General features: G+C 68.0%; 25 protein-coding genes. 12 read left to right on the top strand and 13 right to left on the bottom strand.

The window, feature by feature from the left end:
• Positions 1-228: 228 nt before the first annotated feature.
• The gene (locus AC5P5S_RS15170; protein ID WP_062607773.1) at positions 229-2745 is read right to left on the bottom strand and encodes an ABC transporter permease; all 2517 of its coding nucleotides are present in this window, start codon (positions 2743-2745) and stop codon (positions 229-231) included.
• On the bottom strand, positions 2742-3389 hold the full coding sequence (locus AC5P5S_RS15165) for an ABC transporter ATP-binding protein (protein WP_062607772.1): 648 nt from the start codon (positions 3387-3389) through the stop codon (positions 2742-2744). The genes AC5P5S_RS15170 and AC5P5S_RS15165 overlap by 4 nt, the downstream gene beginning before the upstream one ends.
• A 75-nt stretch (positions 3390-3464) precedes the next feature.
• Here AC5P5S_RS15165 and AC5P5S_RS15160 point away from each other — a divergent pair, with 75 nt between their 5' ends.
• The 3 genes from AC5P5S_RS15160 (at position 3465) to AC5P5S_RS15150 (ending at position 6338) form a co-directional block, all read left to right on the top strand.
• The gene (locus AC5P5S_RS15160; RefSeq protein ID WP_062607771.1) at positions 3465-4109 is read left to right on the top strand and encodes an arylesterase; all 645 of its coding nucleotides are present in this window, start codon (positions 3465-3467) and stop codon (positions 4107-4109) included.
• Positions 4110-4196: 87 nt separating this feature from the next.
• Entirely contained in the window at positions 4197-4910 is a 714-nt protein-coding gene (locus AC5P5S_RS15155) for a response regulator transcription factor (RefSeq protein WP_002811889.1), read from the top strand.
• A 156-nt stretch (positions 4911-5066) separates the two neighbouring features.
• Positions 5067-6338 carry a sensor histidine kinase gene (locus tag AC5P5S_RS15150; RefSeq protein ID WP_005412286.1) on the top strand — a complete coding sequence of 424 codons (1272 nt, stop codon included), beginning with the start codon at positions 5067-5069 and terminating at the stop codon, positions 6336-6338.
• A gap of 311 nt (positions 6339-6649) precedes the next feature.
• Here the strand turns inward: AC5P5S_RS15150 and AC5P5S_RS15145 are convergent, their stop codons facing one another.
• Positions 6650-7351, bottom strand: coding sequence for an SGNH/GDSL hydrolase family protein (locus tag AC5P5S_RS15145; protein ID WP_062607784.1), 702 nt, complete (start codon positions 7349-7351; stop codon positions 6650-6652).
• 212 nt (positions 7352-7563) lie between these two features.
• On the opposite strand from AC5P5S_RS15145, the gene AC5P5S_RS15140 reads away from it, so the two are divergent.
• From AC5P5S_RS15140 to AC5P5S_RS15100, 9 genes are all read left to right on the top strand, one after another.
• The gene (locus AC5P5S_RS15140) at positions 7564-7959 is read left to right on the top strand and encodes a diacylglycerol kinase (RefSeq protein ID WP_049418807.1); all 396 of its coding nucleotides are present in this window, start codon (positions 7564-7566) and stop codon (positions 7957-7959) included.
• 29 nt (positions 7960-7988) lie between these two features.
• Complete coding sequence (locus AC5P5S_RS15135; RefSeq protein ID WP_049418805.1) at positions 7989-8738, top strand: TerC family protein; 750 nt, start codon at positions 7989-7991, stop codon at positions 8736-8738.
• Between the two features lie 225 nt (positions 8739-8963).
• Positions 8964-10124 (top strand): MFS transporter, encoded by a 1161-nt coding sequence (locus AC5P5S_RS15130; protein ID WP_012479186.1) that lies wholly within the window; start codon positions 8964-8966, stop codon positions 10122-10124.
• Positions 10125-10680: 556 nt separating this feature from the next.
• Positions 10681-11298, top strand: a complete 618-nt coding sequence (locus AC5P5S_RS15125; RefSeq protein ID WP_005408129.1) for a LemA family protein — start codon at positions 10681-10683, stop codon at positions 11296-11298.
• Positions 11299-11301: 3 nt separating this feature from the next.
• A complete protein-coding gene (locus tag AC5P5S_RS15120; RefSeq protein WP_062607769.1) occupies positions 11302-12207 on the top strand; it encodes a TPM domain-containing protein in 906 nt (301 codons plus the stop codon).
• Positions 12207-12701, top strand: a complete 495-nt coding sequence (locus tag AC5P5S_RS15115; RefSeq protein WP_005408131.1) for a TPM domain-containing protein — start codon at positions 12207-12209, stop codon at positions 12699-12701. The genes AC5P5S_RS15120 and AC5P5S_RS15115 overlap by 1 nt, the downstream gene beginning before the upstream one ends.
• Positions 12702-12752: 51 nt before the next feature.
• A complete protein-coding gene (gene lgt, locus AC5P5S_RS15110; protein WP_062607767.1) occupies positions 12753-13640 on the top strand; it encodes a prolipoprotein diacylglyceryl transferase in 888 nt (295 codons plus the stop codon).
• Positions 13637-14431 carry a thymidylate synthase gene (locus tag AC5P5S_RS15105; protein ID WP_012479193.1) on the top strand — a complete coding sequence of 265 codons (795 nt, stop codon included), beginning with the start codon at positions 13637-13639 and terminating at the stop codon, positions 14429-14431. Before lgt ends, AC5P5S_RS15105 begins: the two co-directional genes overlap by 4 nt.
• Positions 14432-14436: 5 nt before the next feature.
• Positions 14437-14928, top strand: a complete 492-nt coding sequence (locus tag AC5P5S_RS15100; RefSeq protein WP_024958640.1) for a dihydrofolate reductase — start codon at positions 14437-14439, stop codon at positions 14926-14928.
• 125 nt (positions 14929-15053) lie between these two features.
• On the opposite strand, the gene AC5P5S_RS15095 is transcribed toward AC5P5S_RS15100, so the two are convergent.
• The 10 genes from AC5P5S_RS15095 to AC5P5S_RS15050 form a co-directional block, all read right to left on the bottom strand.
• On the bottom strand, positions 15054-15716 hold the full coding sequence (locus AC5P5S_RS15095) for a DUF1287 domain-containing protein (protein WP_062607764.1): 663 nt from the start codon (positions 15714-15716) through the stop codon (positions 15054-15056).
• A complete protein-coding gene (locus AC5P5S_RS15090) occupies positions 15713-16738 on the bottom strand; it encodes a symmetrical bis(5'-nucleosyl)-tetraphosphatase (RefSeq protein ID WP_005412296.1) in 1026 nt (341 codons plus the stop codon). Before AC5P5S_RS15090 ends, AC5P5S_RS15095 begins: the two co-directional genes overlap by 4 nt.
• 15 nt (positions 16739-16753) lie before the next feature.
• Positions 16754-17137, bottom strand: coding sequence for a Co2+/Mg2+ efflux facilitator ApaG/CorD (gene apaG / locus AC5P5S_RS15085; RefSeq protein ID WP_005412297.1), 384 nt, complete (start codon positions 17135-17137; stop codon positions 16754-16756).
• Between the two features lie 13 nt (positions 17138-17150).
• A complete protein-coding gene (rsmA, locus tag AC5P5S_RS15080; RefSeq protein WP_005408139.1) occupies positions 17151-17954 on the bottom strand; it encodes a 16S rRNA (adenine(1518)-N(6)/adenine(1519)-N(6))-dimethyltransferase RsmA in 804 nt (267 codons plus the stop codon).
• The gene (gene pdxA / locus AC5P5S_RS15075) at positions 17951-18931 is read right to left on the bottom strand and encodes a 4-hydroxythreonine-4-phosphate dehydrogenase PdxA (protein ID WP_062607757.1); all 981 of its coding nucleotides are present in this window, start codon (positions 18929-18931) and stop codon (positions 17951-17953) included. Before pdxA ends, rsmA begins: the two co-directional genes overlap by 4 nt.
• A 3-nt stretch (positions 18932-18934) precedes the next feature.
• Positions 18935-20278, bottom strand: a complete 1344-nt coding sequence (locus AC5P5S_RS15070) for a peptidylprolyl isomerase (protein WP_005408141.1) — start codon at positions 20276-20278, stop codon at positions 18935-18937.
• Positions 20275-22776, bottom strand: coding sequence for an LPS-assembly protein LptD (gene lptD / locus AC5P5S_RS15065; RefSeq protein ID WP_080052387.1), 2502 nt, complete (start codon positions 22774-22776; stop codon positions 20275-20277). The genes AC5P5S_RS15070 and lptD overlap by 4 nt, the downstream gene beginning before the upstream one ends.
• 89 nt (positions 22777-22865) lie before the next feature.
• Complete coding sequence (locus AC5P5S_RS15060; RefSeq protein WP_005408143.1) at positions 22866-23804, bottom strand: histone deacetylase family protein; 939 nt, start codon at positions 23802-23804, stop codon at positions 22866-22868.
• A gap of 9 nt (positions 23805-23813) precedes the next feature.
• Positions 23814-24368, bottom strand: coding sequence for a cob(I)yrinic acid a,c-diamide adenosyltransferase (locus AC5P5S_RS15055; protein WP_005408144.1), 555 nt, complete (start codon positions 24366-24368; stop codon positions 23814-23816).
• 8 nt (positions 24369-24376) lie between these two features.
• Positions 24377-24961 (bottom strand): hypothetical protein, encoded by a 585-nt coding sequence (locus tag AC5P5S_RS15050; protein ID WP_005408145.1) that lies wholly within the window; start codon positions 24959-24961, stop codon positions 24377-24379.
• Positions 24962-25028: the final 67 nt, after the last annotated feature.

Here is a 25028-nt window from a genome sequence, read left to right as displayed (position 1 = left end):
GGCGGTTCAGGGAGAATCCGGCGTGGGGACCCAAGCTACTTCTCGGTCGCAAGACCTGGATCCACACGGTCGCCCACGCCGGGCTCTCGGCACCCAAGGTGCCAGATTGGCAAGAGATAAGATCCACGCCATGCGTGGATGCGCTTGTTCCTTGAACACTGGCAGCGCCGTCCTGGGCTCTTGGTAGGTGCCGAGCTTGCTCGGCACGCGCCCCGGTTCGGCGCCGCCTCAGGCCTCGCGCAGCGCCAATGCCGGTGGCGTATGCAGGATCGCCCGCGTACCCCACCAGCCCGCCAGCAGGCTCAGCCCGATGCCGACCACGCCGCCGACCAGCAGGCCCGGCCACGGCGGCAGCAACGGCAGCTCGAACACCTTCTGCGAGACCGCCACGCCGATCACAGCCGCGGCGCCCACCGCCAGCAACGCGGCCAGCGTGCCCAGCGCGCCGAATTCCACCAGTACCGCGCCACGCAGCTGGCGCCGGGTCGCGCCCAGCGTGCGCAGCACCGCGCTGTCGTAGCGGCGCTCGCCCGCCGTGGCCTGCAGCGCGGCCAGCAGCACCAGCACGCCGGCCAGCAGGCTGAACACCATCACCAGCTGCACCGCCTGTGCCACCCGTTCCATCACATCGCGCACCTGCGAGATCACCGCGTCCACGTCCAGCAGCGAAAGGTTGGGCTGCGCGCGCACCAGCTCGCCCAGCCCGGCTGCCTTGCCGGCCGGCAGATGAAACGCCGACAGCAGGTTGTGCGGGGTGTCGCCCACCGCATTCGGATTCAGCAGCACGAAGAAGTTCGGCCGGAAGGTGTTCCAGTCGGCCTTGCGCACACTGGTGACGGTGAACTCGCGCTTCTGCTCGCCTACTGCAATGGTGATGCGGTCGCCCGGATACACGCCGTAGCGCTTGGCCCAGCCGATTTCAACCGACGCCTCCGCCGCCGTGCTGTCGGGCGTCCAGAAGGTGCCGTTCATCAGCGTGTTGGCCGGCGGGAAGCTGCTGCGCCAGCTGAAGTTCAACGGCCGGTTCTCGTCGTCATCATCGCGCTGGGCTTCGCCCTGTGCCGCTTGTCCGTCCTGACCGGGCTCGCGATCCACGCGCAGCGGCGGCTTGCCGTTGATCGCGATCAGGCGGCCGGTGGCCATCGGTTCGATGCTGGCGTCGTTGGCGCCCAGTCCACGCAGCGCGGCCAGCACGCTGTCGCGCTGTTCGGGCTGGATGTTGATCAGGAAGTAGTTCGGCGTATCCGCGGGCAGGCGTTCGCGCCATTGCTGCAGCAGGCCGGGGCCGGTCACCGCCAGCAGCAACAGCGCGCACAGCGACAACGACAGCCCGACCAGTTGCATCACCGCCAGCATCCGGCGCCGGGTCAGCGCCGCCAGGCCCAGCCGCCAGTGGCCGTGCAGGCGGTGCTGCAGGCCGCGCAGCAGCTGCAGCAGCACGAAGCCGACCACTCCGGCCGCGACCGCCAACGCGGCCAGGCCGCCCAGCACCCATAGCGCCAGCTTGAGATCACCGGTCACCTGCACCGCCAGCAGCAGGCTCGCCGCCAGCGCTGCTACGTAGGCCAGCAGCGAGGCCGGGGGCAGGGCGGCGAAGGAGCGGTTGAGCACGCGCATCGGCGGCACCCCGCGCAGGCGCAGCAGCGGCGGCAGGCCGAAGCCGAACAGCAGCAACAGGCCGATGCCGGCGCCGGTCAGCGCCGGCATTGCCTCGGGTAGCGGCAAGCGCTGCGGCACCAGGCTACCCAGCACCTGCACCAGGCCTTCCTGCGCGGCCATGCCCAAGCCGATGCCGAGCGCACAGGCCGGCACCGCCAGCATCAGCAGCTGCAGCGCCAGGCCAAGCAGGATGTCGCGCTGGCGCGCGCCCAGGCAGCGCAGGATCGCCACCTGGTCGATGCGGCGCAGGGCGAAGCGGTTGGCCGCCAGCGCCGTAGCCACACCGGTCAGCAATACCGCCAGCAGTGCGCTCAGGCCGAGGAAGCGCCCGGCCAGATCGAAGGCCTGGCGCACACCGCGCTGGGTGTCGTCCACGCTCAGCAGGCGAAGGCCTTTTACCTGTGGCAGCAGCCACTGGCGCAGGGACGCGACCTGTCCTGCCGGTCCTGCAAACATCAGCCGGTAGTTGATGCGGCTGCCGGGGCCAAGCAGGCCGGTGCCTTCCACATCGGCGCGGTTGACCAGCAGGGTGGGGGAGAGCGTCAGCAGGTCGCCACCGGTATCCGGTTCGGCCTCGATGATGCCGGCGATGCGCAGCGTGCCAGCGCCGAACTCGAGATCGTCGCCGGCCTTCAGTCCCAGCCCCTGCAGCAGGCGCGGGTCGGCATAGGCCTGGCCCTTGGGCGGCATGCCGGCGTTGGCGATCAGCGCGCCACCGGGCGTGCTGCGCACCCGCAGCGTGCCACGCAGCGGATAGCCCGCCTGCACCGCCTTGATGCTGGCCATCTGGCTGGCATCACCGTTGAACAGCACGCTGCCGAAGCTGGCGATGCGGGTGAAGGCCAGTCCACGCCGCTGCGCCTCGTCGGCGAATGCCTGCGGCGGGTCATCGCGCCCGGCGATGCCGAGGTCGCCGCCGAGCATTTCCGCCGCGCTGCCGGTCAGTGCCAGGTTGACCCGGTTCACCAGCGTGCCGACCGCGGTCATCACCGCCACGCCCAGCACCAGTGCGGCGAACACGGTCAGCAGGTCACCGGCCAGCGCCTCGCGGCGCAGCGCGCGCCACGCATGCCGCAGCAGGTTCATGCCTGCGCCCCACGCTCGACCGGCAGCAGGCGGCCGTCGTCGATGCGGTGGATGTACTGGCAACGCTGGGCCAGGCGCAGGTCGTGGGTGACCAGCACCAGGGTGGTGCCGCTGCCGGCGTTGAGTTCGAACAGCAGGTCGCTGATGTGCTGGCCGGTGGCGTGGTCCAGCGAGCCGGTCGGTTCGTCGGCGAACAGGATGCGCGGACGGGTGACGAACGCACGTGCCAATGCCACGCGCTGCTGCTCGCCGCCCGACAACTGGCGCGGATAGTGGCGGGCGCGATGGGCCAGCCCGACCTGGGCCAGCACTTCATCGACCCGCGCTCGGTCCTCGCGCCCGGCCAGCTCCAGCGGCAGCGCGACATTCTCGGCGGCGGTCAGCGCCGGCAGCAGGTGGAAACTCTGGAACACGAAGCCGACCTCAAGCGCGCGCAGCTGGGCGCGGGCCTCCTCGTCCAGCGCCGACAGGTCCTGGCCAGCCAGCGCGATGCGGCCGCGACTGGGCAGGTCCAGCCCGGCCAGCAGGCCGAGCAGGGTGGTCTTGCCGGAACCGGAGGCGCCGACGATGGCCACGCTGGTGCCTTCATGGACCGTCAGGGTGATGTTGTCCAGTATGTGGACTTCACCCTCCGGGCCCTGCACGGACTTGCCGACCTGGTCGACGGCGATGGCGACGGGCGCGCTGCGGGGGGACAGGCTGTCGATGAGGAGACTCCAATGCGCAAGACGGGATGGAGCCGGCGAGCCGGCGCGATGATGGTGCTGCTGCTAGGGTTCCTGCTGTTGCCGGGGCTGGCCTGTGCCAAAAGTCCGGCCGGCACCGTGCTGGTGCTCGGCGACAGCCTCAGTGCTGCCCACAATATCCCTGCCGACGCCGGCTGGGTCAGCCTGCTGCAGCAGCGGGTCAGGCAGCAGTCGAAAACCCCGGCGCGCATCGTCAACGCCAGCATGAGCGGCGAGACCACCGCCGGCGCACTCACCCGCCTGCCGGCCCTGCTGGCGAAGGAAAAGCCGACCGTGGTAGTGATCGCCCTTGGCGGCAACGACGCACTGCGCGGGCTGACCCCGGCGCAGGTGCAGGGCAACCTGGGAAAGATGGTGCAGGCCAGCCAGAAGGCCGGCGCGAAGGTGCTGCTGCTGGGCATTGACGTGCCGCCCAACTACGGGCCGGCCTATCGCCAGCGCCTGGCGGCGGCCTACAGGGCGCTGGCCACGCAGTACAAGGTGCCGCTGCTGCCCTTCCTGCTGGAGGGCGTCGCCCTGCAGCCGGGCATGATGCAGGCCGACGGCCTGCACCCGACCGCACAGGCGCAGCCAAAGGTGCTGGACAACGTCTGGCCGCTGCTGAGGCCGCTGCTCTGAACCGTTTGTTTACCTCTTGACGGAACTTCACATCGCGTCCACCGTCGATCCGGCATGTTTCACAAAGCTGAAGTTAGAGGGAATCACATGCGTCAGACGAAGGAGACCTCCGGCTTGGTGCTGGTGGTCGAAGACAACCGCAACATCTCCGAGATGATCGGGGAATACCTGGAAGGTCGCGGCTTCGAAGTCGACTATGCACAGGACGGCCTGGATGGCTACCGCCTTGCGGCGGAGAACAGCTATGACGTCGTGGTGCTCGACTTGATGTTGCCGCGCCTGGATGGCATCGAAGTGTGCCGTCGCCTGCGCAACGATGCGCGCAAGTCCACCCCGGTGCTGATGCTCACGGCACGCGACACGCTGGACGACAAGCTCACCGGCCTGGGTTTCGGTGCCGATGACTACCTGACCAAGCCGTTCGCGATCCAGGAGCTGGAAGCCCGCCTGCGCGCGCTGATCCGTCGCGAACGTCGCCAGGTCGGTTCGGAAGTGCTGAAGGTGGCCGACCTGGTGCTCGATCCGGTCAGCATGCGTGCGACCCGTGCCGGCACCGAGCTGCAGCTTTCGCCGATCGGCCTGCGCCTTCTGACCATCCTGATGCGCGAATCGCCGCGCGTGGTCACCCGCCAGGAGATCGAGCGCGAGATCTGGGGCAATGGCCTGCCGGATTCGGACACCCTGCGCAGCCACCTGTACAACCTGCGCAAGATCATCGACAAGCCGTTCGACCGTCCGCTGCTGCACACCGTGCAGAGTGCCGGCTACCGCATTGCCGACATCGCCCAGCCGATGGCCTGAGCAGGATACTCGCCGGTGCAGCAGCAGGCCCGGCCGGGTTGTGGCCACGTACGAGGGCAGGGCATGACCGGCCGGCGTTGCCGCCGGTCATCGCCCATGCACCCGCACGGCGTGGCGCGCTGCCTATAATCGCAGCGCTCTGACCGGGACTCCGCAATGCCGCACGGCCTGCCGCGCAAGATCCGTATCGCCTTCATCCTGCAGGCAGTGCTGGCCAGCCTGGGTATCCTGCTGGGTGCGTGGCTGGTCTCGCTGGTGATCAAGCACAGCCTGGTGGGCGCTGCCCTGCGCGAGGAGGCGGCGTACTACTGGACGCTGCACGAAGCGTCCCCGGTGCAGCCACCGCCCAATACCCAGAACATCCGCGGCTACCTGCTGGAAAGCGGGCAGTCGGCACTGTCGTTGCCGGCCAACCTGCGCAATCTGGAGCCCGGCTTCCACGAACTGCCCAAGGACGACCAGCTGGTGCTGGTTGATGTGCGCCCGGCTGGCCGCCTGTACCTGGTGTTCCTGCGCTCGCGCGCAGAGATGCTGGCGTTCTGGTTCGGCATCGTGCCGGTGCTGCTGACCCTGCTGGCGGTGTATGGCGCCAGCTGGGTGACCTACCGCGCGTCCAAGCGCCTGGTGTCGCCGGTGAACTGGCTGGCTCGGCGCGTCTCGCGCTGGGACCCGGGGCATCCGGAAGCGGCCGACCTGGAGCCCAACAAGCTGCCGGCGGACATGCAGGGCGAGACCCGGCAGCTGGCGGCCGCGTTGCACTCGCTGGCCAACCGGGTCAGCGCGCACGTGGCACGCGAGCGCAACTTCACCCGCGATGCCAGCCATGAACTGCGCACGCCGCTGACCGTCATCCGCGTTGCCAGCGACATGGCACTGGGTGATGAAAGCCTGCAGCCGCGCCTGCGCCGCAGCCTGCAGCGCATCCAGCGGGCCGGCCGCGACATGGAAGCGGTGATCGATGCGTTCCTGATCCTGGCCCGCGAGGCAGACGTCGAACCGCAGATCGAGCTGTTCGACGTCAACGACATCGTCCGCTATGAAGTGGACAACGCCAACGAACTGCTGGGGGCTCGCCCGGTGTCGGTGCACCTGCACAGCGATGGCCCGGTGCAGCTGCATGCGCCGCCGCGGGTGCTGCAGGTGGTGGTCAGCAACCTGGTGCGCAATGCATGCAGCTACACCGACGAGGGGCGCATCGACGTGCATGTGCACAACGACCGGGTGGTGGTGCACGATACCGGCATCGGCATGTCCCCCGAAGCGCTGTCACGGGCGTTCGAACCGTTCTATCGCGCCGAACCCAGCCGGCCGCAGGGTACCGGCTTGGGCCTGTCGATCGTACGCAGGCTGTGTGATCGCTTCGGCTGGAAGGTCAGCTTGGCCAGCGAGCCGGGTCAGGGCACCGAGGCAACGGTGATCTTCCGGTAGAGGGATTTTGCCGGGCTGCGCCCGGCACCCGCCGAGGCAACATCAACATCAAAAGCGGGCATTCCGTGGAATGGCGGGGCGGTGTGGGTTTGCAGGACACGCCGTAAACCCCCCTCCGGGGTCCGGCCCAGCCGCTGGCGGCTGTGCGTTCGGGCGCTTGCGAAGCAGTGCTTCGCAAGCAAAGCGCCCTCACCCATGGGGGCTCGATGGCGCCATCCATGGCGCCAACGGTCCTGCAAACCCATACCGCCCCGCCTTCGACAGTTTCCCGCGATCCGCAGTACATCCACGCCATGCGTGGATGGGGTTGCTCAGTTGCAGTTGACCTTCGGCGCCAGCGCCTTGGTCCAGATGTCATAGCCGGCCGGGGTCATGTGCAGCATGTCCTCGCGGAACAGCGTTGCATCCGGCTGGCCATCCGCGCGCAGCATCGGCGTGTAGATGTCGGTGAAGCCGGTGTTGGGCAGCTTGGCCAGCGCGGCCTTGATCAGCGTGTTGGCCTCGTTGATCGCCGGCAGCAGGTGCGCCCGCGACGGGCTCGGCTTGATCGACAGGTACTCGACCTTGGTCTTCGGCAGGTCGCGATGCACGCGCTGCACGAAGGCGACCACGTCGTCGCGCACCTGGGTCGCGGTGCGGCCGCTGTTGAGGTCGTTGTCACCGGCGTAGAAGAACACCTTGCACGGCGCATACGGCACCACGATCTGGCCGGCATACCAAGTGCTGTCACGCACTTCCGAGCCGCCGAAACCGCGGTTGAATACAGGCTGGCCGGGGAAGTCGGTGGCCAGGCTCTCCCAGAAGCGGATGGAGGAGCTGCCGATGAATTCGATGCCACCGCGGGGCGGCGGGTTGGCCTGGTCGGCGCTGGCGAACCGGGCCATGTCGCTGGCCCAGGCCACGTTGGAGACCTGTTCGGGTACCCGGGGCGACGTGGTCGGGCCCAGGGCCTGGGCCAGCGGTGCGGCGGTCAGCAGGCCCAGCATCAGCAGGCAGGTACGGCGACGGGACATCAGGCGCTCCAGCAGGGAAGGGAACGCCATCATAGAAGCTGGGGCGGGCCGGGGCTTGCCCCTGGCAGTCCATTCACCGGGCCGGCGCCGGGATGCGGCTGGCGGCCTTGTGGCAAAATGGCGGCCATCTGCCTATTCCTGTGCACCCATGATTCCCTGCCGTGCGTCTGAGCGGTCGCTGCGCCGCGCCCCTATTGCTGGATGTTCCACCCGTGGCTGATCAGTTCGGCCATCTGCCGCGCGGCCCGCGCCGCATCTTCCAGGCCGCCCGCTGGTCCTGGCAGGGCCTGCGCGCCGCCTGGCTGCACGAATCGTCGTTCCGGCTGGAGGTCTACCTGCTGATCCTGTTGGCGCCGGTCGCGGTCTGGCTGGGGCAGACGCCGGTCGAGCGTGCGCTGATGATCGGTTCGATGCTGCTGGTGCTGGCGATGGAACTGGCCAACTCGGCCATCGAAGCGGTGATCGAACGTTACGGCAGCGAGATCCACGAGCTGGCCGGCCGCGCCAAGGACATGGGCTCGGCGGCGGTCTTCGTGCTGATGATGAACGTGCTTCTGTGCTGGGCGCTGGTCGTGGTCCCGCATGCAATGGCCGGCAATTACGGCTGATCCCCATTCCCCCTTGTTGAAGACTTCCCATGTCCCTTGAGTTTCTTGCCGATCCGAATGTCTGGTTGACCCTGTTCACGCTGAGCGCGCTGGAAATCGTGCTCGGCATCGACAACCTGGTGTTCATCTCCATCGCCGTCAGCAAGCTGCCAGAGCACCGCCGCCCGTTCGCGCGCCGGCTCGGCATCGCGGTGGCCTGTATCACCCGTATCGGTCTGCTGGTGTCGCTGGCGTATCTGGCGCACATGGCGGCCAACCTGTTCACGGTGGCCGGCATGGGCATCTCCATCCGTGACCTGGTGCTGATCGTCGGTGGCCTGTTCCTGATCATCAAGGGCTGCATGGAGATCAAGGAACTGATCAGCGGCGGCGAGGATGAAGATCCGAGCACCACCAAGGCCTCGGCCGTGTTCGGCTACGTGATCGCGCAGATCGCGGTGATCGACATCGTGTTCTCGCTGGACTCGGTGATCACCGCAGTTGGCATCGCCGACCACATCCCGGTCATGGTCGCCGCCATCCTGCTGTCGGTGTTGGTGATGCTGCTGGCCGCCAACCCGCTGGGCCGCTTCATCGACGCCAACCCGACCGTGAAGATGCTGGCGCTGGCCTTCATCCTGATGATCGGTGCGGTGCTGATCCTGGACGGCCTGGACGTGCACGTGCCCAAGCCCTACATCTACGCCGCGATGGGCTTCTCGGTGCTGGTGGAATGGCTGAACCTGCTGATGCGCCGTCGCGCGCGCGAGCACAACGTGCCGGGCGCTGGTAACTGGTAAGCGCCTCTGGCATGTAAGTCCCTCAGAACCCCCGGCCCGGCCGGGGGTTCTGCGTTTGTGGGGGGCACGGCTCTGCTACGGCGCTGCGGTTTTTGCACTTGTAGCGGGTTTCCGTGCCCCACTTGTGAACCAGAATCAACAGTGTTTTCCCGGGGCGAGGCTTAATCCGCCACATCAAAGCGCGCAGGCTACGCACTCCCGAATCCCTCCCCCAGGACCCCCCCCATGAATTCCAGAGCCGCCTTGCTGGCGCTTGCCGTCGGCGCCTTCGCCATCGGAACCACCGAGTTTGCGCCGATGGGCCTGCTGCCCGTCATCGCCGACGGCGTGGGCGTGGGCATTCCCACTGCCGGCATGCTGATCACCGCTTACGCCGTGGGCGTGATGCTGGGCGCACCGGTGATGACCCTGCTGATGGGACGGTTCGGCAAGCGCACTGCGCTGATGCTGCTGATGTCGATCTTCGTGGTCGGCAACCTGCTCTCGGCACTGGCCCCGAACTACGGCCTGCTGTTGCTGTCGCGCCTGGTCACCAGCCTCAACCACGGTGCCTTCTTCGGCATCGGTGCGGTGGTTGCCGCCAGCCTGGTGCCGAAGGACAAGCAGGCCGCCGCCGTGGCCACCATGTTCATGGGCCTGACCATCGCCAATATCGGTGGCGTGCCGCTGGCGACCTGGGTGGGCCAGCAACTGGGCTGGCGCCTGTCCTTCGCCGGTACTGCAGTGCTGGGCCTGATTGCGATCACCGCGCTCGGCTTCGCGCTGCCGGCATCTGCACCGGGGCCGCGCCCGGACGTGCGCCGCGAACTGAAGGCCATCCTGCAGCCGCAGGTACTGCTGGCGATGGGCACCACGGTGCTCGGCGCGGGCGCGATGTTCACTCTGTACACCTACGTGGCGCCGGTGCTGACCGAACTGACCGGCGCCTCCAACACCTTCATCGCGATGTCGCTGGCCCTGATCGGTATCGGCTTCACGTTTGGCAATGGCATCGGTGGGCGCATGGCCGACTGGTCGCTTGATGGCGCGACCCGCATCCTGCTGGCGGTCCTGGCCGTGCTGATGTTCGTGCTGCCGCTGGCCTTCATGCACCACGCCACTGCGGCGCTGGGCGTGCTGCTGTTCGGCGCGGCGACCTTCGCCATCGTGCCGCCGCTGCAGATCCGGGTGATGCAGGCGGCGAGCGAGGCGCCGGGCCTGGCGTCATCGATCAACGTGGGTGCGTTCAACCTGGGCAATGCGGTGGGTGCCGCGCTGGGGGGTGCGGTGATCAGCTCGGGTTTGGGTTACGCGGCGATTCCGGTGGCCGGTGGCCTGCTGGCGGCATCGGGGCTGCTGCTGGCGTGGCTGGGGCGTCCGCGCACTGCGGTGGCTGAGGCCTGCTGAGGGGAGAGGGTTTCCGGCAGGGCTTGCAGCCCTGCACCCGCTGCAATCAACGTCAACGTCAAAAGCTGGTTACCCGTGGGGTGGCGGGGTGGGTCCGGTGGCGGGGGACGCCGTAAACCCGTCCCTGGGGGCTTGGCCGCGGCATCCATGCCGCGGACACCCCCGCCACCGGACCCACCCCGCCTTCGACAATTTCCCGCGGTCTGCCGGAACGGCGTCCCGCTCTGGTAGGTGTCGACCTTGGTCGACACGAATGCCTGAAGAACCGCGTTTTGCTTTTGATTTTTTTCTTTTGATCTTCCCGCGGTGCCCAGGAAATTGTCCGTGGCCGGGAGGGTGGGTTGGCTGGGGGCGTGAGCCGCATGGATGCGGCGATCGAGCTTACATGGACGTACTTGCAGCGCCCCCCAGCCAACCCACCCTCCCGGTCGACCCCGATAACGCTTCCTCGCCAACCACCGCCTCGCCAACCACCGCGGAGGGGGCGGCGCCCGATGGCCGGTCTTTCACCCGAACCGTGGCATGCTCGGTGCCCAGTCCACCCGGAACCTCCGCCATGCGCCTGTTCACCCGTGTCCTGCCCCTGATGCTGCTGGCCTCCCTGCTGTCCGGCTGCGGCTACAACGCCATCCAGCAGAAGGATGAAGCGGTCAAGGCCAGCTGGTCCGAAGTGCTCAACCAGTACAAGCGCCGCGCCGATCTGGTGCCCAACCTGGTGCAGACCGTGAAGGGCTTCGCCAGCCAGGAAGAGCGCGTGCTGACCGAAGTCACCAACGCCCGCTCGCGTGTTGGCCAGATCAACGTCAACGCCGACGACGAAGCCTCGCTCAAGCAGTTCCAGCAGGCCCAGGGTGAACTCGGCAGCGCACTGTCGCGGCTGCTGGTGGTCACCGAGAACTACCCGGTGCTGAAGTCGGACCAGAACTTCCGCGACCTGCAGGCCCAGCTGGAAGGCACTGAAAACCGCATCACCGTCGCCCGCGGCCGCTACATCCAGCAGGTGCAGGACTACAACACCTACATCCGCTCGTTCCCGCAGGTGATCACCGCCAAGCTCTTCGGCTACAAGACCAAGCCGAACTTCACCGTGGAAAACGAAGCGCAGATCTCCAACGCACCGGCGGTCGATTTCGGCAACACGCCGCAGCAGCCGGCACCGCAGCCGGGGCACTGATCGATGCGCCTGGCCACTGCGCTGCTGGCCCTGCTGCTATGGCTGCCGCTGGCATCGCACGCCCAGCAGCTGGCGCCGATTCCGGCGCTGGATTCGCCGGTGGTCGACGCCACCGGCACGCTGGATGCCGCGCAGAAGCAGGCGCTGGTACAGCAGGCGCTGGACCTTCAGCAGCGCAAGGGCAGCCAGCTGCAGGTGCTGGTGGTAGCCACGACCCAGCCGGAAGACATCGCGCAGTACACCACGCGGGTCTTCGACCAGTGGCAGATCGGCCGCAAGGGCGTGGACGACGGGGTGCTGCTGGTGGTGGCCAAGGACGACCGGCGCGTGCGCATTGAACCCGGTTATGGTCTGGAGGGAGCGATTCCCGATGCCATCGCCAACCGGGTCATCCAGGAATACCTGGTGCCGCGCTTCCGCAGCGGCGACTACGCCGGTGGCATCACCGACGCCACGGCGGTGCTGGTCAAGCTGATCGACGGGGAAGCGCTGCCGGCACCGGTCAGCGGCCATCGCGGGCGTGAGCCCAGTGGTGGTGGCGATACCTGGTTCCTGGCGCTGTTCATCGGTGTGTTCGCCGGCAGCATCCTGCGCGGGATCTTCTCGCGCGTGCCGCGTCCGCTGCGTGGCCTGCTCGGCGGTGCCGGTGCGGCGCTGGCGGCATTCCTGTTCACCTCCACACTGCTCGCCAGTGGCCTGGCTGGCGTCGTGGGCCTCATTGTTGCCATGCTCTCCGGTCACCCGGGCCGCTTTGCCGGTGGCGGTGGCTGGGGTGGTGGCAGCTGGGGCGGCGGTGGCAGCTGGGGCGGCGGAGGCGGCTTCGGCGGGGGCGGTGGATTCGGCGGCGGCGGCGGTTGGGGCGGCGGCGGTGGCCGCTCCGGCGGTGGTGGTGCTTCGGGGGGCTGGTGATGATCCAACGACTGTGTCGTCATGTATTTTCGCCGTCGGTACGGCGCGCGTTCCCGCCGGCCACGCTGCAGGCGATCACCGAGGCCATCGCAGCCGGTGAGCAGCGCCACGGTGGCCAGGTGATGTTCGCGGTGGAAGCGGACCTGCCGCTGGCCGCGCTGTGGCACAAGGTCACCCCGCGCCAGGCCGCCGAACATGCCTTCGCGCGCCTGCGCACCTGGGATACCGCCAACAACAACGGTGTGCTGATCTACCTGCTGCTGGCCGACCACGCCATCGAGATCGTCGCCGACCGTGGCCTGCAGGGCCGGGTCAGCCCGGCACAATGGCAGCGGGTCTGCACCCACCTGCGCGAGGGCCTGCGTGGCTCCCATCCGGTGGAAGCGCTGCAGGATGCCATCGACGAGGTCTCCAGCCTGATCGAAGGGCACTTTCCGGCCTCGACCCGGTCGAACGATGACGCGTTGCCGAACTCGCCCCAGCTCCTTGGTTGAGCCGGGGCGGCACTGGCCCGAGAATAGGCGTTCAACCGCAAGGCACCTTCCATGATCTATTTCCACGACATCGACCCCATCGCCCTCTCGCTGGGGCCGATCAAGGTGCATTGGTACGGCATCATGTACCTGCTGGGCTTCACCGCCGCCTGGCTGCTGGGACGCAAGCGCATCGCCGCCGGCCGCCTGCCGGGCGTCGACGCCAATGGTTTCTCCGACCTGCTGTTCTACGCCATGCTCGGCGTTGTGCTGGGCGGGCGCATCGGCTACATGCTGTTCTACGCGCTGGGCGATTTCCTGCACAACCCGCTGCTGCTGTTCAAGGTGTGGGATGGCGGCATGAGTTTCCACGGCGGCCTGCTGGGCGTGCTGGGCGCCTGCTGGTGGTGGTCGCGCAAGCACAAGCTGCATTTCTTCGACACCATGGATTTCATGGCGCCGCTGGTGCCGCTGGGCCTGGGCTTCGGCCGCATCGGCAACTTCATCGGCGCCGAGCTGTGGGGCAAGTACACCGACGGCACGTGGGGCGTGGTGTTCCCGTCCGGCCTGCCGGCGCCGCTGAACCAGCTGGACCACGCGACCCTGCAGGCGCAGTTCGCCACCGGCGCGCTGAACCAGTTCGCGCGCCATCCGTCGCAGCTGTATGAAGCGTTGCTGGAAGGCCTGGTGATGTTCGTGGTGCTGTGGGCCGTGTCGGCCAAGCTGCGTCACCGTTACCTGGTCGGCGGTCTGTTCGCGCTGATGTACGGACTGTTCCGCTTCGCGGTGGAGTTCGTGCGCATGCCCGACAACGGCGTCTACGTGGCCTTCGACTGGCTGACCCGTGGCCAGATCCTCAGCCTGCCGCTGATTGCCTTCGGCCTGGTACTGCTGGCGATGTCGCGCCGTGCGCCGGTACTGCAGCCGCAGCTGCCGGTGGCTGCCGGGGGCAAGGCATGAAGGCTTACCTGGACCTGCTCTCGCATGTGCTCGAGCACGGCGCCGAGAAGAGCGATCGCACCGGCACCGGCACCCGCAGCGTGTTTGGCTGGCAGATGCGTTTCAACCTGGCCGACGGCTTCCCGCTGGTCACCACCAAGAAGCTGCACCTGCGCTCGATCATCCACGAGCTGCTGTGGTTCCTGAAGGGCGACACCAACATCGGCTACCTGAAGGACAACCAGGTGCGGATCTGGGACGAGTGGGCCGACGAGAACGGCGATCTCGGCCCGGTCTACGGCAAGCAGTGGCGCAGCTGGGCCACCGCCGATGGCCGTGAGATCGACCAGATGCAGTGGCTGGTCGACGAGATCAAGCGCAACCCCGATTCGCGGCGGCTGGTGGTCAGCGCCTGGAACGTGGGCGAGCTTTCGCAGATGGCGCTGATGCCGTGCCACAACCTGTTCCAGTTCTACGTGGTGGACGGCAAGCTCAGCTGCCAGCTGTACCAGCGCAGCGGCGACATCTTCCTCGGCGTGCCGTTCAACATCGCCAGCTACGCGCTGCTGACCCACATGGTGGCGCAGGCCACCGGCCTGGGCGTGGGCGATTTCGTGCATACGCTGGGCGACGCGCACCTGTATTCGAACCACTTCGAGCAGGCGCGCGAGCAGCTGTCGCGTGAACCGCGCGCGCTGCCCAAGCTGTGGTTGAACCCGGAGGTGACCGATCTGTTCGGCTTCCAGTTCGACGACATCCGCATCGACGGCTACGATCCGCACCCGGCCATCAAGGCGCCGGTGGCGGTATGAGCGCGATGAAGCTGTCGATGATCGTGGCGCTGGATCGCAACCGTGGCATCGGTCAGGGCAATGCCATGCCCTGGCACCTGCCGGATGATTTCAAGCACTTCAAGGCGCTCACCCTGGGCAAGCCGATCCTGATGGGCCGCAAGACGGCCGAATCGATCGGCCGCGTGCTGCCGGGACGGACCAACCTGGTGCTGACCCGCAGCGGCCAGGTGCCGTTCGAGGGCATGCGCGCGGTGGCGTCGCTGGACGAGGCGAAGGCGATTGCCGAAGGCGAGGGCGCCAGCGAGCTGTGCATCATCGGCGGCGGCGAGATCTTCCACCAGCTGCTGGACCAGGCCAGTGACCTGTACCTGACCTGGGTGGATGCCGAAATCCCCGCTGATACCCATTTCCCCGAAGTCGACATGCAGGACTGGCGGGAAGTGAGCAGCGAGCCGCACCCGGCCGACGAACGCCATGCCTACGCGTTCCGCTTCGCGCACTACGTGCGCCGCTGATCGCGCAAATACCAACGAAAACACCGACGGGGATGTCGACGGGGTAGAGTCGACTGTTAGTCGACTGCTCTCGGCGGTCACCCGAAAAACCCGCGCTGCGCGCGATAGTCGACTGACAGTCGACTCTACCTGGGCTGTCGCTGCGGCATCCGGTAATGCCCGATGATGGCGTGCTGGAACAACAGGTTCTCTTCGCGCGTGCCGCGCGCGATGTTGTGCAGCACCAGCGGCGTGCCATTGGCCAGCCGCCGGTCGGAGACGATGCCCACGTGCAGCAGCCCGTTGCCGTTGAGCTTCCAGGCGACGATGTCGCCGGCCGCATAGTCGGTGGCGGCGGCCGTGATCGGTTGCTGCCAGCCCTGCCGTTCGAACCAGCGCATCAGGTTCGGCACACGGCGATGATCGATGTTGCGGTCCGGCCGTGACAGGCCCCAGATCGCGGGATAGGCACTGAAATTGCCGCGCATGTCTTCATGCACGCGCGCCTGCAGGTCCAGGCCCTGGCTGCGCAGGGCACGCACCACCACGTCGGTGCACACGCCGCGATCAACCGGAACGTCGCCGCCGGGATAGGCCAGCACCTGATAGGTAGGGTCGTAGCGGGTGGTGACGCCGACCTGTGCGCGCGCCGCTGCCACCAGCGGCGGCGAAGGCGCCTGCGGTTGCGATGGCGTGAGGCCGGCGTTTCCGCCGTCGGCGGGGGCCGGGGCCGAAGGGGGCTGGCAGCCGCTGGCCAGGGCCACCGTCAGCAGCAGCACCGTCCATGGTGCCCCACCGCGCCGCGTCATGCCTGCGGCGGGGGACTGTTGCTGCCGGGGCCCGCAGAGCCACCACCCGCGCCGCCGCCACGGCGACGACGACGGCGTGGGCCGCGGTTGCCCGGGGTGGCGGCCGGGGTGTTGCCGCCGCCCTGTTCCTTGCCCTGCGCCGATGCCGCCGGGCGCTCGTGCGCCGGTCGCGCTGGCGGGCGTGCGTTGGGCACGGGTGCGGGGACATCGCGGCCCGGCACCTGCACCACGCGCAGTTCATCGGTATCGAGCTGGATCGCGGTCAGCTTGCCGCCCCAGACTGCGCCGGTGTCGATGGCATGCACGCCCTGGGTGATGGTCAGGCCCAGCGCCGACCAGTGGCCGCAGACGATCTTCAGGTCGCGCTCGACCCGGCCCGGCACTTCGAACCAGGGGTACAGTCCCTGTTCCTGCGTGCCCGGCGTGCCCTTGTCCTCGATGCCGATGCGCCCGCGCGGGGTGCAGTAGCGCATGCGGGTGAGCACATTGATGATCGCGCGTGAACGGTCGTAGCCGGACAGGTTCGGTGCCCAGCTCGGCTTGTCGCCGTACATGTTGCGGAACAGCTTGCGGTAGCCGGCACCGTGCAGTTGCGCCTCGACCTCGGCGGCATGCTTTTCGGCCATCTGCGTGGTCCACTTCGGCGCCAGGCCGGCGTGCACCATCATCCAGCCCAGCTCGCGGTCCACGTGCACCAGCTTCTGCAGGCGCAGCCAGTCCAGCAGTTCGTCGCGGTCCTCGGCCTGCACGATGCGCAGCAGGTCCGGGTTGACCTTGCGCTGTTCCTCTTCGGTGCGTGCACCGACGGCCAGCAGCGAAAGGTCATGGTTGCCCAGCACCACCACGCTGTGCTCGCGCAGCGAATGCACCAGCCGCAGCGTTTCCAGCGACTGGCCACCGCGGTTGACCAGGTCGCCGCAGAACCACAGGGTGTCCTGCGCCGGGTCGAAGCGGATCTTCTCCAGCAGCCGCTGGGTGACGTCATAGCAGCCCTGCAGGTCGCCGATCGCCCACACACTCATCGTCCGGCCTCCGTGTCAGTGCAGGGTACGCGGGATGGCCAGCACGAAAGGTGCGACCGGCGCGGCAAATTCGGTGCCGTCGTCGGCGACCATGTCGTAGTGGCCCTGCATGGTCCCGTGATCGGTCCCCAGCATGACACCGGACGTGTAATGGAAGTCTTCACCGGGACGCAGGCGTGGCTGCTCGCCGATCACCCCGTCGCCATCGACATGCTCGACGCGGCCGTTGGCATCGGTGATGCGCCAGTGGCGTGCGACCAGGCGCGCGGCAACACGCCCCTGGTTGTGGATGCGGATCGTGTAGGCGAACGCATAGCGTCCGTCTTCCGGCGCGGATTGATCGTCGAGGAAGCGCGGTGCGACTTCGACGGAGATGGCGTAAACGTCAGCGTCTTCCATACCGGCAGTGTAATCAGGAGGCATTGGCCAAAGCGATGAATTCGGCCACGTCCAGCTGTTCGGCGCGGGCATCGGGACGCACGCCGGCGGCAACGAACTGTTCGGCGGACACCACGTTGTTCAGGGCGTTGCGCAGGGTCTTGCGGCGCTGCCCGAAGGCGGCCTTGACCACCTCGGCGAAACGCTTGTGGTCGTTGATGTTGATCGTGGCCGGGTCACGCGGCACCAGCCGCACCACGGCCGAATCGACCTTCGGCGGCGGCCGGAACGCGCCCGGCGGCACCACGAACAGCGAGGTCACCTGGCAGTAGGCCTGCAGCATCACGCTGAGCCGGCCGTACACCTTGCTGCCGGGGCCGGCGGCCATGCGGTCGACCACTTCCTTCTGCAGCATGAAATGCATGTCGCGGATCACCGCGGCATGTTCCAGTGCATGGAACAGGATCGGCGAGGAGATGTTGTAGGGCAGGTTGCCGACCAGGCGGATCGGCTGGCCGGCGGCCAGCTCGGTGAAGTCCACGCGCAGCACGTCGCGGTGGACGATGGTCAGCTCGCCCAGCGGCTCGGCGGCGGCGGTCAGCGGCGCGATCAGGTCACGGTCGAACTCGATCACCGTCAGTTTCGGATGCACGCGCAGCAGCGGCAGCGTGATCGCGCCCTGGCCGGGACCGATCTCGACCAGGCGGTCACCGTCTTTCGGGTTGACCGCCATCACGATCTTGTCGATGTAGTGGCGGTCGGCCAGGAAATGCTGGCCAAGCTGCTTCTTGGCCGGGGCGGTGAACACCGGGCCGGAGGGGGAATGCGGGGAATTCATGCGCTCAGTGTACGTTGCCGCGCAAGCTGCGCACACAACGTCGTTGCCGCCTGCAGGCTGGAAGGATCGGCAACGCCACGGCCGGCAAGGTCCAGCGCGGTGCCGTGGTCCACTGCAACGCGTGGGTAGGGCAGGCCCAGGGTCAGGTTCACCGCCTGCTCGAAGCCCGAGTACTTCAGCACCGGCAGGCCCTGGTCGTGGTACATCGCCAGCACGGTGTCGAAGCCGGCCAGCTTGGCCGGCAGGAAGGCGGTATCGGCTGGCAGCGGCCCGATCAGGTCCATGCCCTCCGCGCGCAGGCGCTGCAGCAGCGGGATGACCAGGTCCAGTTCCTCGCGGCCCAGATGGCCGTCTTCGCCGGCGTGCGGGTTCAGGCCGAGCACGGCGATGCGTGGCGCGGTCAGGCCGAACTCGCGGCGCAGCGCGGCGTGCACGGTGCGAAGGGTGTGTTCCAGGCTGGGCGCGGTAATCGCGTCGGCCACCTCGCGCAGTGGCAGGTGGGTGGTGGCCAGGGCCACGCGCACGATGTGGTTGGCCAGCATCATCACCACCTTCACCCCAGCCTGGTCGGCCAGCAGTTCGGTGGTGCCGCTGTAGGCGATGCCGCCTTCGTTGATGACGGCCTTGTGCACCGGGCCGGTCACCACGCCGTGCAGTTCGCCTGACAGGCAGGCCTGGCCGGCACCGAGCAGGGCGCCGATGACCGCGCCGGCATTGGCCGGATCGGCCTGGCCGAAACGGCTCGGGGTGGCATTGGCCACCACGCGCAGGCGCAGGTCGCCGGGGACGCGCGCTTCGGCACCCTCGGGCAGTAGTTGCAGCGGCAGGTTCAGCGCGGCCGCGGCCGCGCGCAGGGTGTCCGGGTCGGCGAAGGCCAGCAGCCGGCAATCTTCACGCGGCTGCTGGACGAGGCGGACGCACAGCTCCGGGCCGATCCCGGCGGGCTCGCCCGGTACCAGAGCGAGCTCGGGGCGCATCGATCAGGACTGCGGCGGCGTAGCGGTGTTTTCCGCGCGGTCGCCACTGCGGAAGCTGACGTAGGCTTCGCCACGCAGTTCCTGCAGGAAGCGGTTGTACTCGTCTTCCAGCTTGCGGCGGCCAATGGTCTCGCGGACCTGGGCACGCTGGTTGTCGTTGGTCACGTCGGTCTGGCGAGTGGCCACGCGCTGCAGGATGTGCCAACCGGCATCGGTGCGGAACGGCTGGCTGACGCCGCCGTCCTGGATGGCGGCCACCTGCTGGCCAAAGGCCGGACCGAACGCATCGGCCGGGAACCAGCCCAGATCGCCGCCCTGGCCCTTGCTGTTGTTGTCCTCGGAGGACTCCTTGGCCACGGTCTCGAAGTCCGCGCCACCGGCAATGCGGGCACGCAGGGTATCGATCTTGGCTTTGGCGGCCGCGTCGGTCTGATGATCGTCCACGCGCACCAGGATGTGGCGACCGTGGTACTCGGTGACGGTGCTGGCGCCAGCGGTGGCGCTGGCATCGCGCACTTCCACCAGCTTCAACAGCTGGAAGCCGCTGGGGCCACGGATCGGGCCGACCACTTCGCCGGGCTTCATCTTTTCCATCATCTGCGCGAAGGCCTGCGGGATTTCATCCAGGCTGCGCCAGCCCAGGTCGCCGCCTTCCAGCGCATTGGGGCTGTCGGAATAGCGCACGGCCGCCGCGTTGAAGTCCAGCTCGCCCTTGTCCAGCAGGGCCTTGACGCCATCGGCCTTCTTCTGGCCGGTGGCGATCTGGTCGGCGTTGGCGCCGTCCGGCAACGCGACCAGGATGTGCGCCAGGTGGTACTGGTTGCCTACCGTGGCCTGCTGCTTCAGCGCGGCATCGACTTCACCCTCGCTGACGCTGATGCGGCTCTGCGCGAAGCTCTGGCGCAGGCGCTGCACGGTGATCTCATCACGCACCGATGCGCGGAAATCGTTGAAATCGATGCCGTCGTGGGCCAAGCGCTGGCGCAGGGCGTCCAGGTTCGAACCGTTCTGCTGGGCGATGGAGTTCATCGCCTGGTTCAGCTCCTGGTCGCTGACCCGGATGCCGCTGCCCTGGGCGCGGGCCACCTGCAGCTTGACCAGCACCAGGCGCTCGAGCACCTGGCGGCTGAGCACGTCTTCCGGCGGCAGCTGGTTCTCCCGTCCGGCGTACTGCGCCTTGATGTTGGCGATCGCACGCTGGAGCTCGCTCTGCAGGATCACGTCCTCATCGACGACGGCGGCGATGCGGTCGAGCGGCTGCGCCTCCTGGGCAAGCACCTGCAGGGGGGCGGACACGCTGGACACCGCCAGCAGCGAGGCGAGTAGAACGGGGAAGCGCTTGGTCATGGGATCAGATTCGGATCGTAGTCATCGCGGGTCGCCCCGGTGTTGCTGGGCGGCACGAGATAGAGGTCGTCGCGGTTGTAGCCGAGGATAGCACGGCGCAGAGTGCGGTCCGTGTCCTGGCCGATGGAGCTCAGGCCCTTCAGGACGAACTCCACCTGGATGGAGTTGTTCATCTCGCCTTCGCGATTGCGGACATAGCGGCGGCCGACCACACGCACGGCCAGGCAGCAGCTGTCCCACTGGACACCGCCGATGATTTCCAGCGGCTCCTTGTCCTGCAGCGAGTAGTAATAGCGGCCGACCAGGCTCCAACGCGCATTCAGCGGGTACAGGAACGACAGGTCGGCCTGCTCCAGCAGGGTGCGGTCATGCTTGTTGGCACCGGGCAGAGCACCGGCATTGATGCGGTAGCGGTAGCTCAGGTTGACCACGCCGTCGTTGGGCATCAGGTAACGGGCACGGACGCTGGCCAGATCCTCGCGCTTGTACTTCGGGTCCCACTGGTAGGTGGCGCCCAGGGTCCAGCGGTCGTTGATCATGTAGTTGCCATCGGCGATCCAGGCCGACTTGCCCTTTTCCACCGGGGCGCCGCCGGGGGTGGTGGTCACCCGCGACTCATCGAAGTACTGGATCTGGCCGATCGAGGCCGAGAAACGTTCCTTGCCGGTGGTCTGGTCGATGAACCGGGTGCTCACCGCCAGGGTCAGCTGGTTGGCGTCGTTCTGGCGGTCGGCGCCGGTGTAGCGCGAGTCGCGGAACAGCTGGCCCCAGCTGAAGGTGAAGTCACGGGTGTCGAAGATCGGCAGCTCGTCCTGGTTGCGGTACGGCGTGCGCAGGTAGAACAGGCGCGGTTCCAGGGTCTGCAGGAACGACTTGCCGCGGATGCTGGTTTCGCGATCGAAGAACAGGCCGGCGTCGATGCTGCCGATCGGCAGGCTGCGGCTGGGCGAGGTATTGCCGCGCAGCTGTTCGGGCGTGGCCGTGTTCGGGTCGATGCCCTGCGAACTCAGGATCTGGGCCTGGATGCCTCTCACACCATCCACCAGGCCACGGTCCAGCTGATAGGCGGTGTAACGGTAGGCCAGGGTCGGGGTCACATACCAGGCCGCGCCGCTGATCGGGAATGACACATACGGCTTCACGTCCAATCGCGAACCGCCGCTGACACCGACGCCGTCGGTCCACTGCACTCCGTTGCGGGTGTACTGCAGATCCTTACCGGTGCCGACGGCGTTCTTGAAGTTGATGTCGTCGTGGGTGAAGCGCACCGCTTCGGCGTAGATGCCGGCTTCCAGCCAGGGCCGGACCGGCTTGTCCCAGTTGAAGTACAGGCGCGGCTGGCGGTTGTAGGGCAGGGCGCGCTCGTCGAGCGTGTAGTCGGTCAGCTGCCAGCGGTCGGCCATGATGCCGGCCGTCCAGTTCGTGCCGGTGCCATACAGGCCCACCGTGCTCTGCAGGTTGGAGGCGGTCACCCCCACCAGGCGGTTGGCGAAATCCTCGACATAGCGCTCGTCGCTGACCCAGGCCAGGTTGGCGCGGGCCTGCCAGTGGCTGTCCACGTTGTGGTAGCCGGTGAACATCACCCGGCCGCGGTCACGGTCACGCAGGCGGTCGTTGGGCATGAACGAGGTCAACACCTCGCCGCGGCCGCCGTTGTAGAGGTAGCGGAACTCGTTGTCGAGCAGCAGGCCGCGCCGGCTCATGTAGCGCGGGGTCAGCGTGTCGTCGTAGTTCGGCGCCAGGTTGAAGTAGATCGGCTGGGCGTAGTCGAAGCCGTTGCGCCCGGACATGCCCAGCTGCGGGAACAGCAGGCCGGTCTTGCGGCGATCATCGATCGGGAACTTGAAGTACGGCGCCCACAGCACCGGCACCTTGCCGATGCGCAGCACGGCGTTGCGCGCGGTGCCGAAGCCCTCGTCGTTGTCCACTTCGATCTGCGGCGCCGACAGCTTCCACACCGGCTGCGAGGGGTCGCAGGTGGTGTAGGTGGAGCGGTGCATCTGGCCGACCGCACCCTGCAGGTCGACCGACTCGGCATCACCGTTGCCCCGGCGCGACACCAGCTGGTACTTGATGTCGGAGATCTTGTGGGTATCGCTTTCCTGGTTGCCTTCGGCACGCTTGGCGACCATCCGGATCGACCCGTCCTGGTAGCGGACATTGCCGTCGGCGATGTAGTTGCCGGTCTCGGTGTCGAAGCTGAGCTTGTCGGTACCGACGAACTGGTCACCCCGGCGCAGCGCCACGTTGCCCTCGTACTGCGGCACGGTGGTGGTGCCCAGCAGCTGGTCACCCTCGATGTCGGTCGGCTGCTGCTCGCGGGCGGCCGCGGCGGCAGCCTTGTCCTGGGCCGGAACCGGGGTGGGGGCGTCAGTGAACGCGGGAATGACGTCGGTGGCCGGGCACAGGCCCCAGTTGAGCGGCTTTTCATCGGCCATCGCCGGCAGGCTGATGGCGATGCTCAGAGGCAGGGGAAGCAGGCGGAGGGCTCGGCGCACGCGGTTCGGATTCGGGCGAAAACGGACGGTAGCTTGCCCCATCCCTTGCATAGGGGCAATGAAGGACGCCGGAGCCTGCCGGTTCGGGTTCATCCGGCGGAGGTGCCCACGGACGGCGTGAGCAGGGTCTGGACATGGGCCACGCTGCACTCGGCCAGGGCCTGCAGGTCGTAGCCACCCTCCAGCATCGAGACCACCCGGCCGGCCGCGTGACGGCGTGCCAGCGCGTGCAGTTCACCGGTGATCCAGGCGAAATCGTCGGTCTCCAGCATCAGGTCCGCCTGCGGATCACGCAGGTGGGCGTCGAAGCCGGCCGAGATCAGCAGCAGCTGCGGGCGGAAGTCGTCGATGGCCGGCAGCATCTCGTCGGCCCAGACATTGCGGAAGCGGAAGCCACCGCTGCCCGGCGGCAGCAGGATGTTCATCAGGTTGCCGGCACCGCGGTCACGGCGCAGGCCGGAATTGGGGAACAGCCCGGCCTGGTGGGTGCTGTAGTACGAGACCCGGGCGTCGTGCTGGAAGATGTCCTGGGTGCCGTTGCCGTGGTGGACGTCGAAGTCGACCACCGCGATCCGTTCCAGGCCGTGGCGGTCGCGGGCATAGGCGGCGGCGATGGCGATGTTGTTGAGCAGGCAGAAGCCCATCGCCGTGCTGCTGGTGGCGTGGTGGCCCGGCGGGCGTACCGCGCAGAAGGCCAGCGGGTCGTCGCCCAGCATCACCGCATCGACCGCGGCCACGCCGGCACCGGCGGCGTGCACGGCGGCGCTGGCCGAGCCGGGTGAGGTCCAGGTGTCCATGTCCAGCTGGCGCAGCGGTGCGGTCTGCGGTTGCAGCACGAAGTCGAGCAGGGCGCTGTCGTGGACCCGGGTCAGTTCACCGAACTTGGCCGGTGGCGCTTCGCGCCACTCCAGCTGGCCGGGGAACGCGGTGTGCAGCGCGTCCAGCACATGCTGCAGGCGTTGCGGGCACTCCGGGTGGCCGGGGCCGGGGTCGTGCAGCAGGCAGGACGGATGGGTGTAGACCAGCATCGTGCAGGCTCAGCGCTGGCGCTGCTGTGGTTGCCACAGCGCTTCGCCCTGGCCGTCGGCACGGGCCAGCACCCGGGCCAGCACGAACAACAGGTCCGACAACCTGTTCAGGTACTGCAACGCCTCGCTGCGCACGGCCTCGTGGCGGGCCAGGGTGACCGTTTCGCGCTCGGCGCGGCGGACGATGGTGCGGGCCAGATGGCAGCGCGCGGCGGCTTCGCCGCCGGCCGGCAGGATGAATTCCTTCAGCATCGGCAGGTCGGCGTTGTAATGGTCCAGCTGCTGTTCCAGGGCCGAGACATCGGCGGCGTGGATCGCGGCGTGGCCGGGGATGCACAGTTCGGCGCCCAGGTCGAACAACTGGTGCTGCAGATGCACCACCAGCGCGCGCACATCCTCGGGCAGGGGCACGGCCAGCAGCAGGCCGAGCGCGGCATTGGCCTCGTCGACGGTGCCGTAGGACGCCACCCGGGCATCATCCTTGGGCACGCGCTGGCCGTCACCGAGGCCGGTACTGCCGTCGTCGCCGGTGCGGGTGTAGATGCGCGAGAGGCGATGACCCATGTCGCGGCTCAGTGGCGGATGTCGCGGCGGGCCTGCTGGAGCTTCAACACCTGCTCCACGGCCAGCTGCAGGGCGGCGGCCAGCGCCACGTAGATCGCCGTGGTGCGCAGGTAGGGGCCGAACCACTGCGCGTAGTTCTGTGCCCAGCCGGCCAGGGTCGGCTCGGCCACGTTGCTGCTGGTCCAGTAGAAGCCGCCCTGCGCCAGCAGGTGGCAGACCGCCACCGAGGCGACCAGCAGCAGCGCGCCCTTGGCCAGTACCGGCCAGCGCGCGCTCTGGTAGTTGCGGCCCAGCAGCATGCCGCCGGCCCACAGCGAGAAATAGGCCGGCAGCAGCAGCCAGTAGCCCGGCGACACGCAGTAGTGCTGCCAGAAGTCCAGGCCGCTGCTGCGGATCACGATCCAGTCCACCAGCACCGCGAACACCATCAGCAGCGGGAACGCCCAGCGCGTCCAGCGGGCCAGGTAGAAGCCACCGATGAAGAACACCGCCCATGAGGCATCGGGGATCGCCGCGAAGTGATTGACACGGGTCGCTGCCAGCACCAGAACGAGCACGGACAGGACGAAGGCGCGGTTGGCAGTGTCGGACATGGTGGCGGGCCCGGAGCGGATTCAGGTTTCATTCTAGCCCGCCGCGCGGGTTGGCGCAGGACCGGCC

The sequence above is a fragment of the Stenotrophomonas sp. YJH_SMC_54 genome (assembly GCF_059368435.1).
Note: the sequence above shows the minus strand (reverse complement) of the source record. Positions and strands in the feature narration are given on the sequence as shown.

Coding starts and splice junctions, on each gene's coding strand:
- AC5P5S_RS15060 (WP_005408143.1), bottom strand. CDS start 23,804: ATGCTGGTCTACACCCATCCGTCCTGCCTGCTGCACGACCCCGGCCCC.
- AC5P5S_RS15150 (WP_005412286.1), top strand. CDS start 5,067: ATGCCGCACGGCCTGCCGCGCAAGATCCGTATCGCCTTCATCCTGCAG.
- AC5P5S_RS15125 (WP_005408129.1), top strand. CDS start 10,681: ATGCGCCTGTTCACCCGTGTCCTGCCCCTGATGCTGCTGGCCTCCCTG.
- rsmA (WP_005408139.1), bottom strand. CDS start 17,954: ATGAATTCCCCGCATTCCCCCTCCGGCCCGGTGTTCACCGCCCCGGCC.
- pdxA (WP_062607757.1), bottom strand. CDS start 18,931: ATGCGCCCCGAGCTCGCTCTGGTACCGGGCGAGCCCGCCGGGATCGGC.
- lgt (WP_062607767.1), top strand. CDS start 12,753: ATGATCTATTTCCACGACATCGACCCCATCGCCCTCTCGCTGGGGCCG.
- AC5P5S_RS15070 (WP_005408141.1), bottom strand. CDS start 20,278: ATGACCAAGCGCTTCCCCGTTCTACTCGCCTCGCTGCTGGCGGTGTCC.
- AC5P5S_RS15170 (WP_062607773.1), bottom strand. CDS start 2,745: ATGAACCTGCTGCGGCATGCGTGGCGCGCGCTGCGCCGCGAGGCGCTG.
- AC5P5S_RS15105 (WP_012479193.1), top strand. CDS start 13,637: ATGAAGGCTTACCTGGACCTGCTCTCGCATGTGCTCGAGCACGGCGCC.
- AC5P5S_RS15050 (WP_005408145.1), bottom strand. CDS start 24,961: ATGTCCGACACTGCCAACCGCGCCTTCGTCCTGTCCGTGCTCGTTCTG.
- AC5P5S_RS15095 (WP_062607764.1), bottom strand. CDS start 15,716: ATGACGCGGCGCGGTGGGGCACCATGGACGGTGCTGCTGCTGACGGTG.
- AC5P5S_RS15145 (WP_062607784.1), bottom strand. CDS start 7,351: ATGTCCCGTCGCCGTACCTGCCTGCTGATGCTGGGCCTGCTGACCGCC.
- AC5P5S_RS15055 (WP_005408144.1), bottom strand. CDS start 24,368: ATGGGTCATCGCCTCTCGCGCATCTACACCCGCACCGGCGACGACGGC.
- AC5P5S_RS15100 (WP_024958640.1), top strand. CDS start 14,437: ATGAAGCTGTCGATGATCGTGGCGCTGGATCGCAACCGTGGCATCGGT.
- AC5P5S_RS15135 (WP_049418805.1), top strand. CDS start 7,989: ATGTCCCTTGAGTTTCTTGCCGATCCGAATGTCTGGTTGACCCTGTTC.
- AC5P5S_RS15160 (WP_062607771.1), top strand. CDS start 3,465: ATGCGCAAGACGGGATGGAGCCGGCGAGCCGGCGCGATGATGGTGCTG.
- AC5P5S_RS15120 (WP_062607769.1), top strand. CDS start 11,302: ATGCGCCTGGCCACTGCGCTGCTGGCCCTGCTGCTATGGCTGCCGCTG.
- AC5P5S_RS15090 (WP_005412296.1), bottom strand. CDS start 16,738: ATGAGTGTGTGGGCGATCGGCGACCTGCAGGGCTGCTATGACGTCACC.
- AC5P5S_RS15130 (WP_012479186.1), top strand. CDS start 8,964: ATGAATTCCAGAGCCGCCTTGCTGGCGCTTGCCGTCGGCGCCTTCGCC.
- apaG (WP_005412297.1), bottom strand. CDS start 17,137: ATGGAAGACGCTGACGTTTACGCCATCTCCGTCGAAGTCGCACCGCGC.
- AC5P5S_RS15115 (WP_005408131.1), top strand. CDS start 12,207: ATGATCCAACGACTGTGTCGTCATGTATTTTCGCCGTCGGTACGGCGC.
- AC5P5S_RS15155 (WP_002811889.1), top strand. CDS start 4,197: ATGCGTCAGACGAAGGAGACCTCCGGCTTGGTGCTGGTGGTCGAAGAC.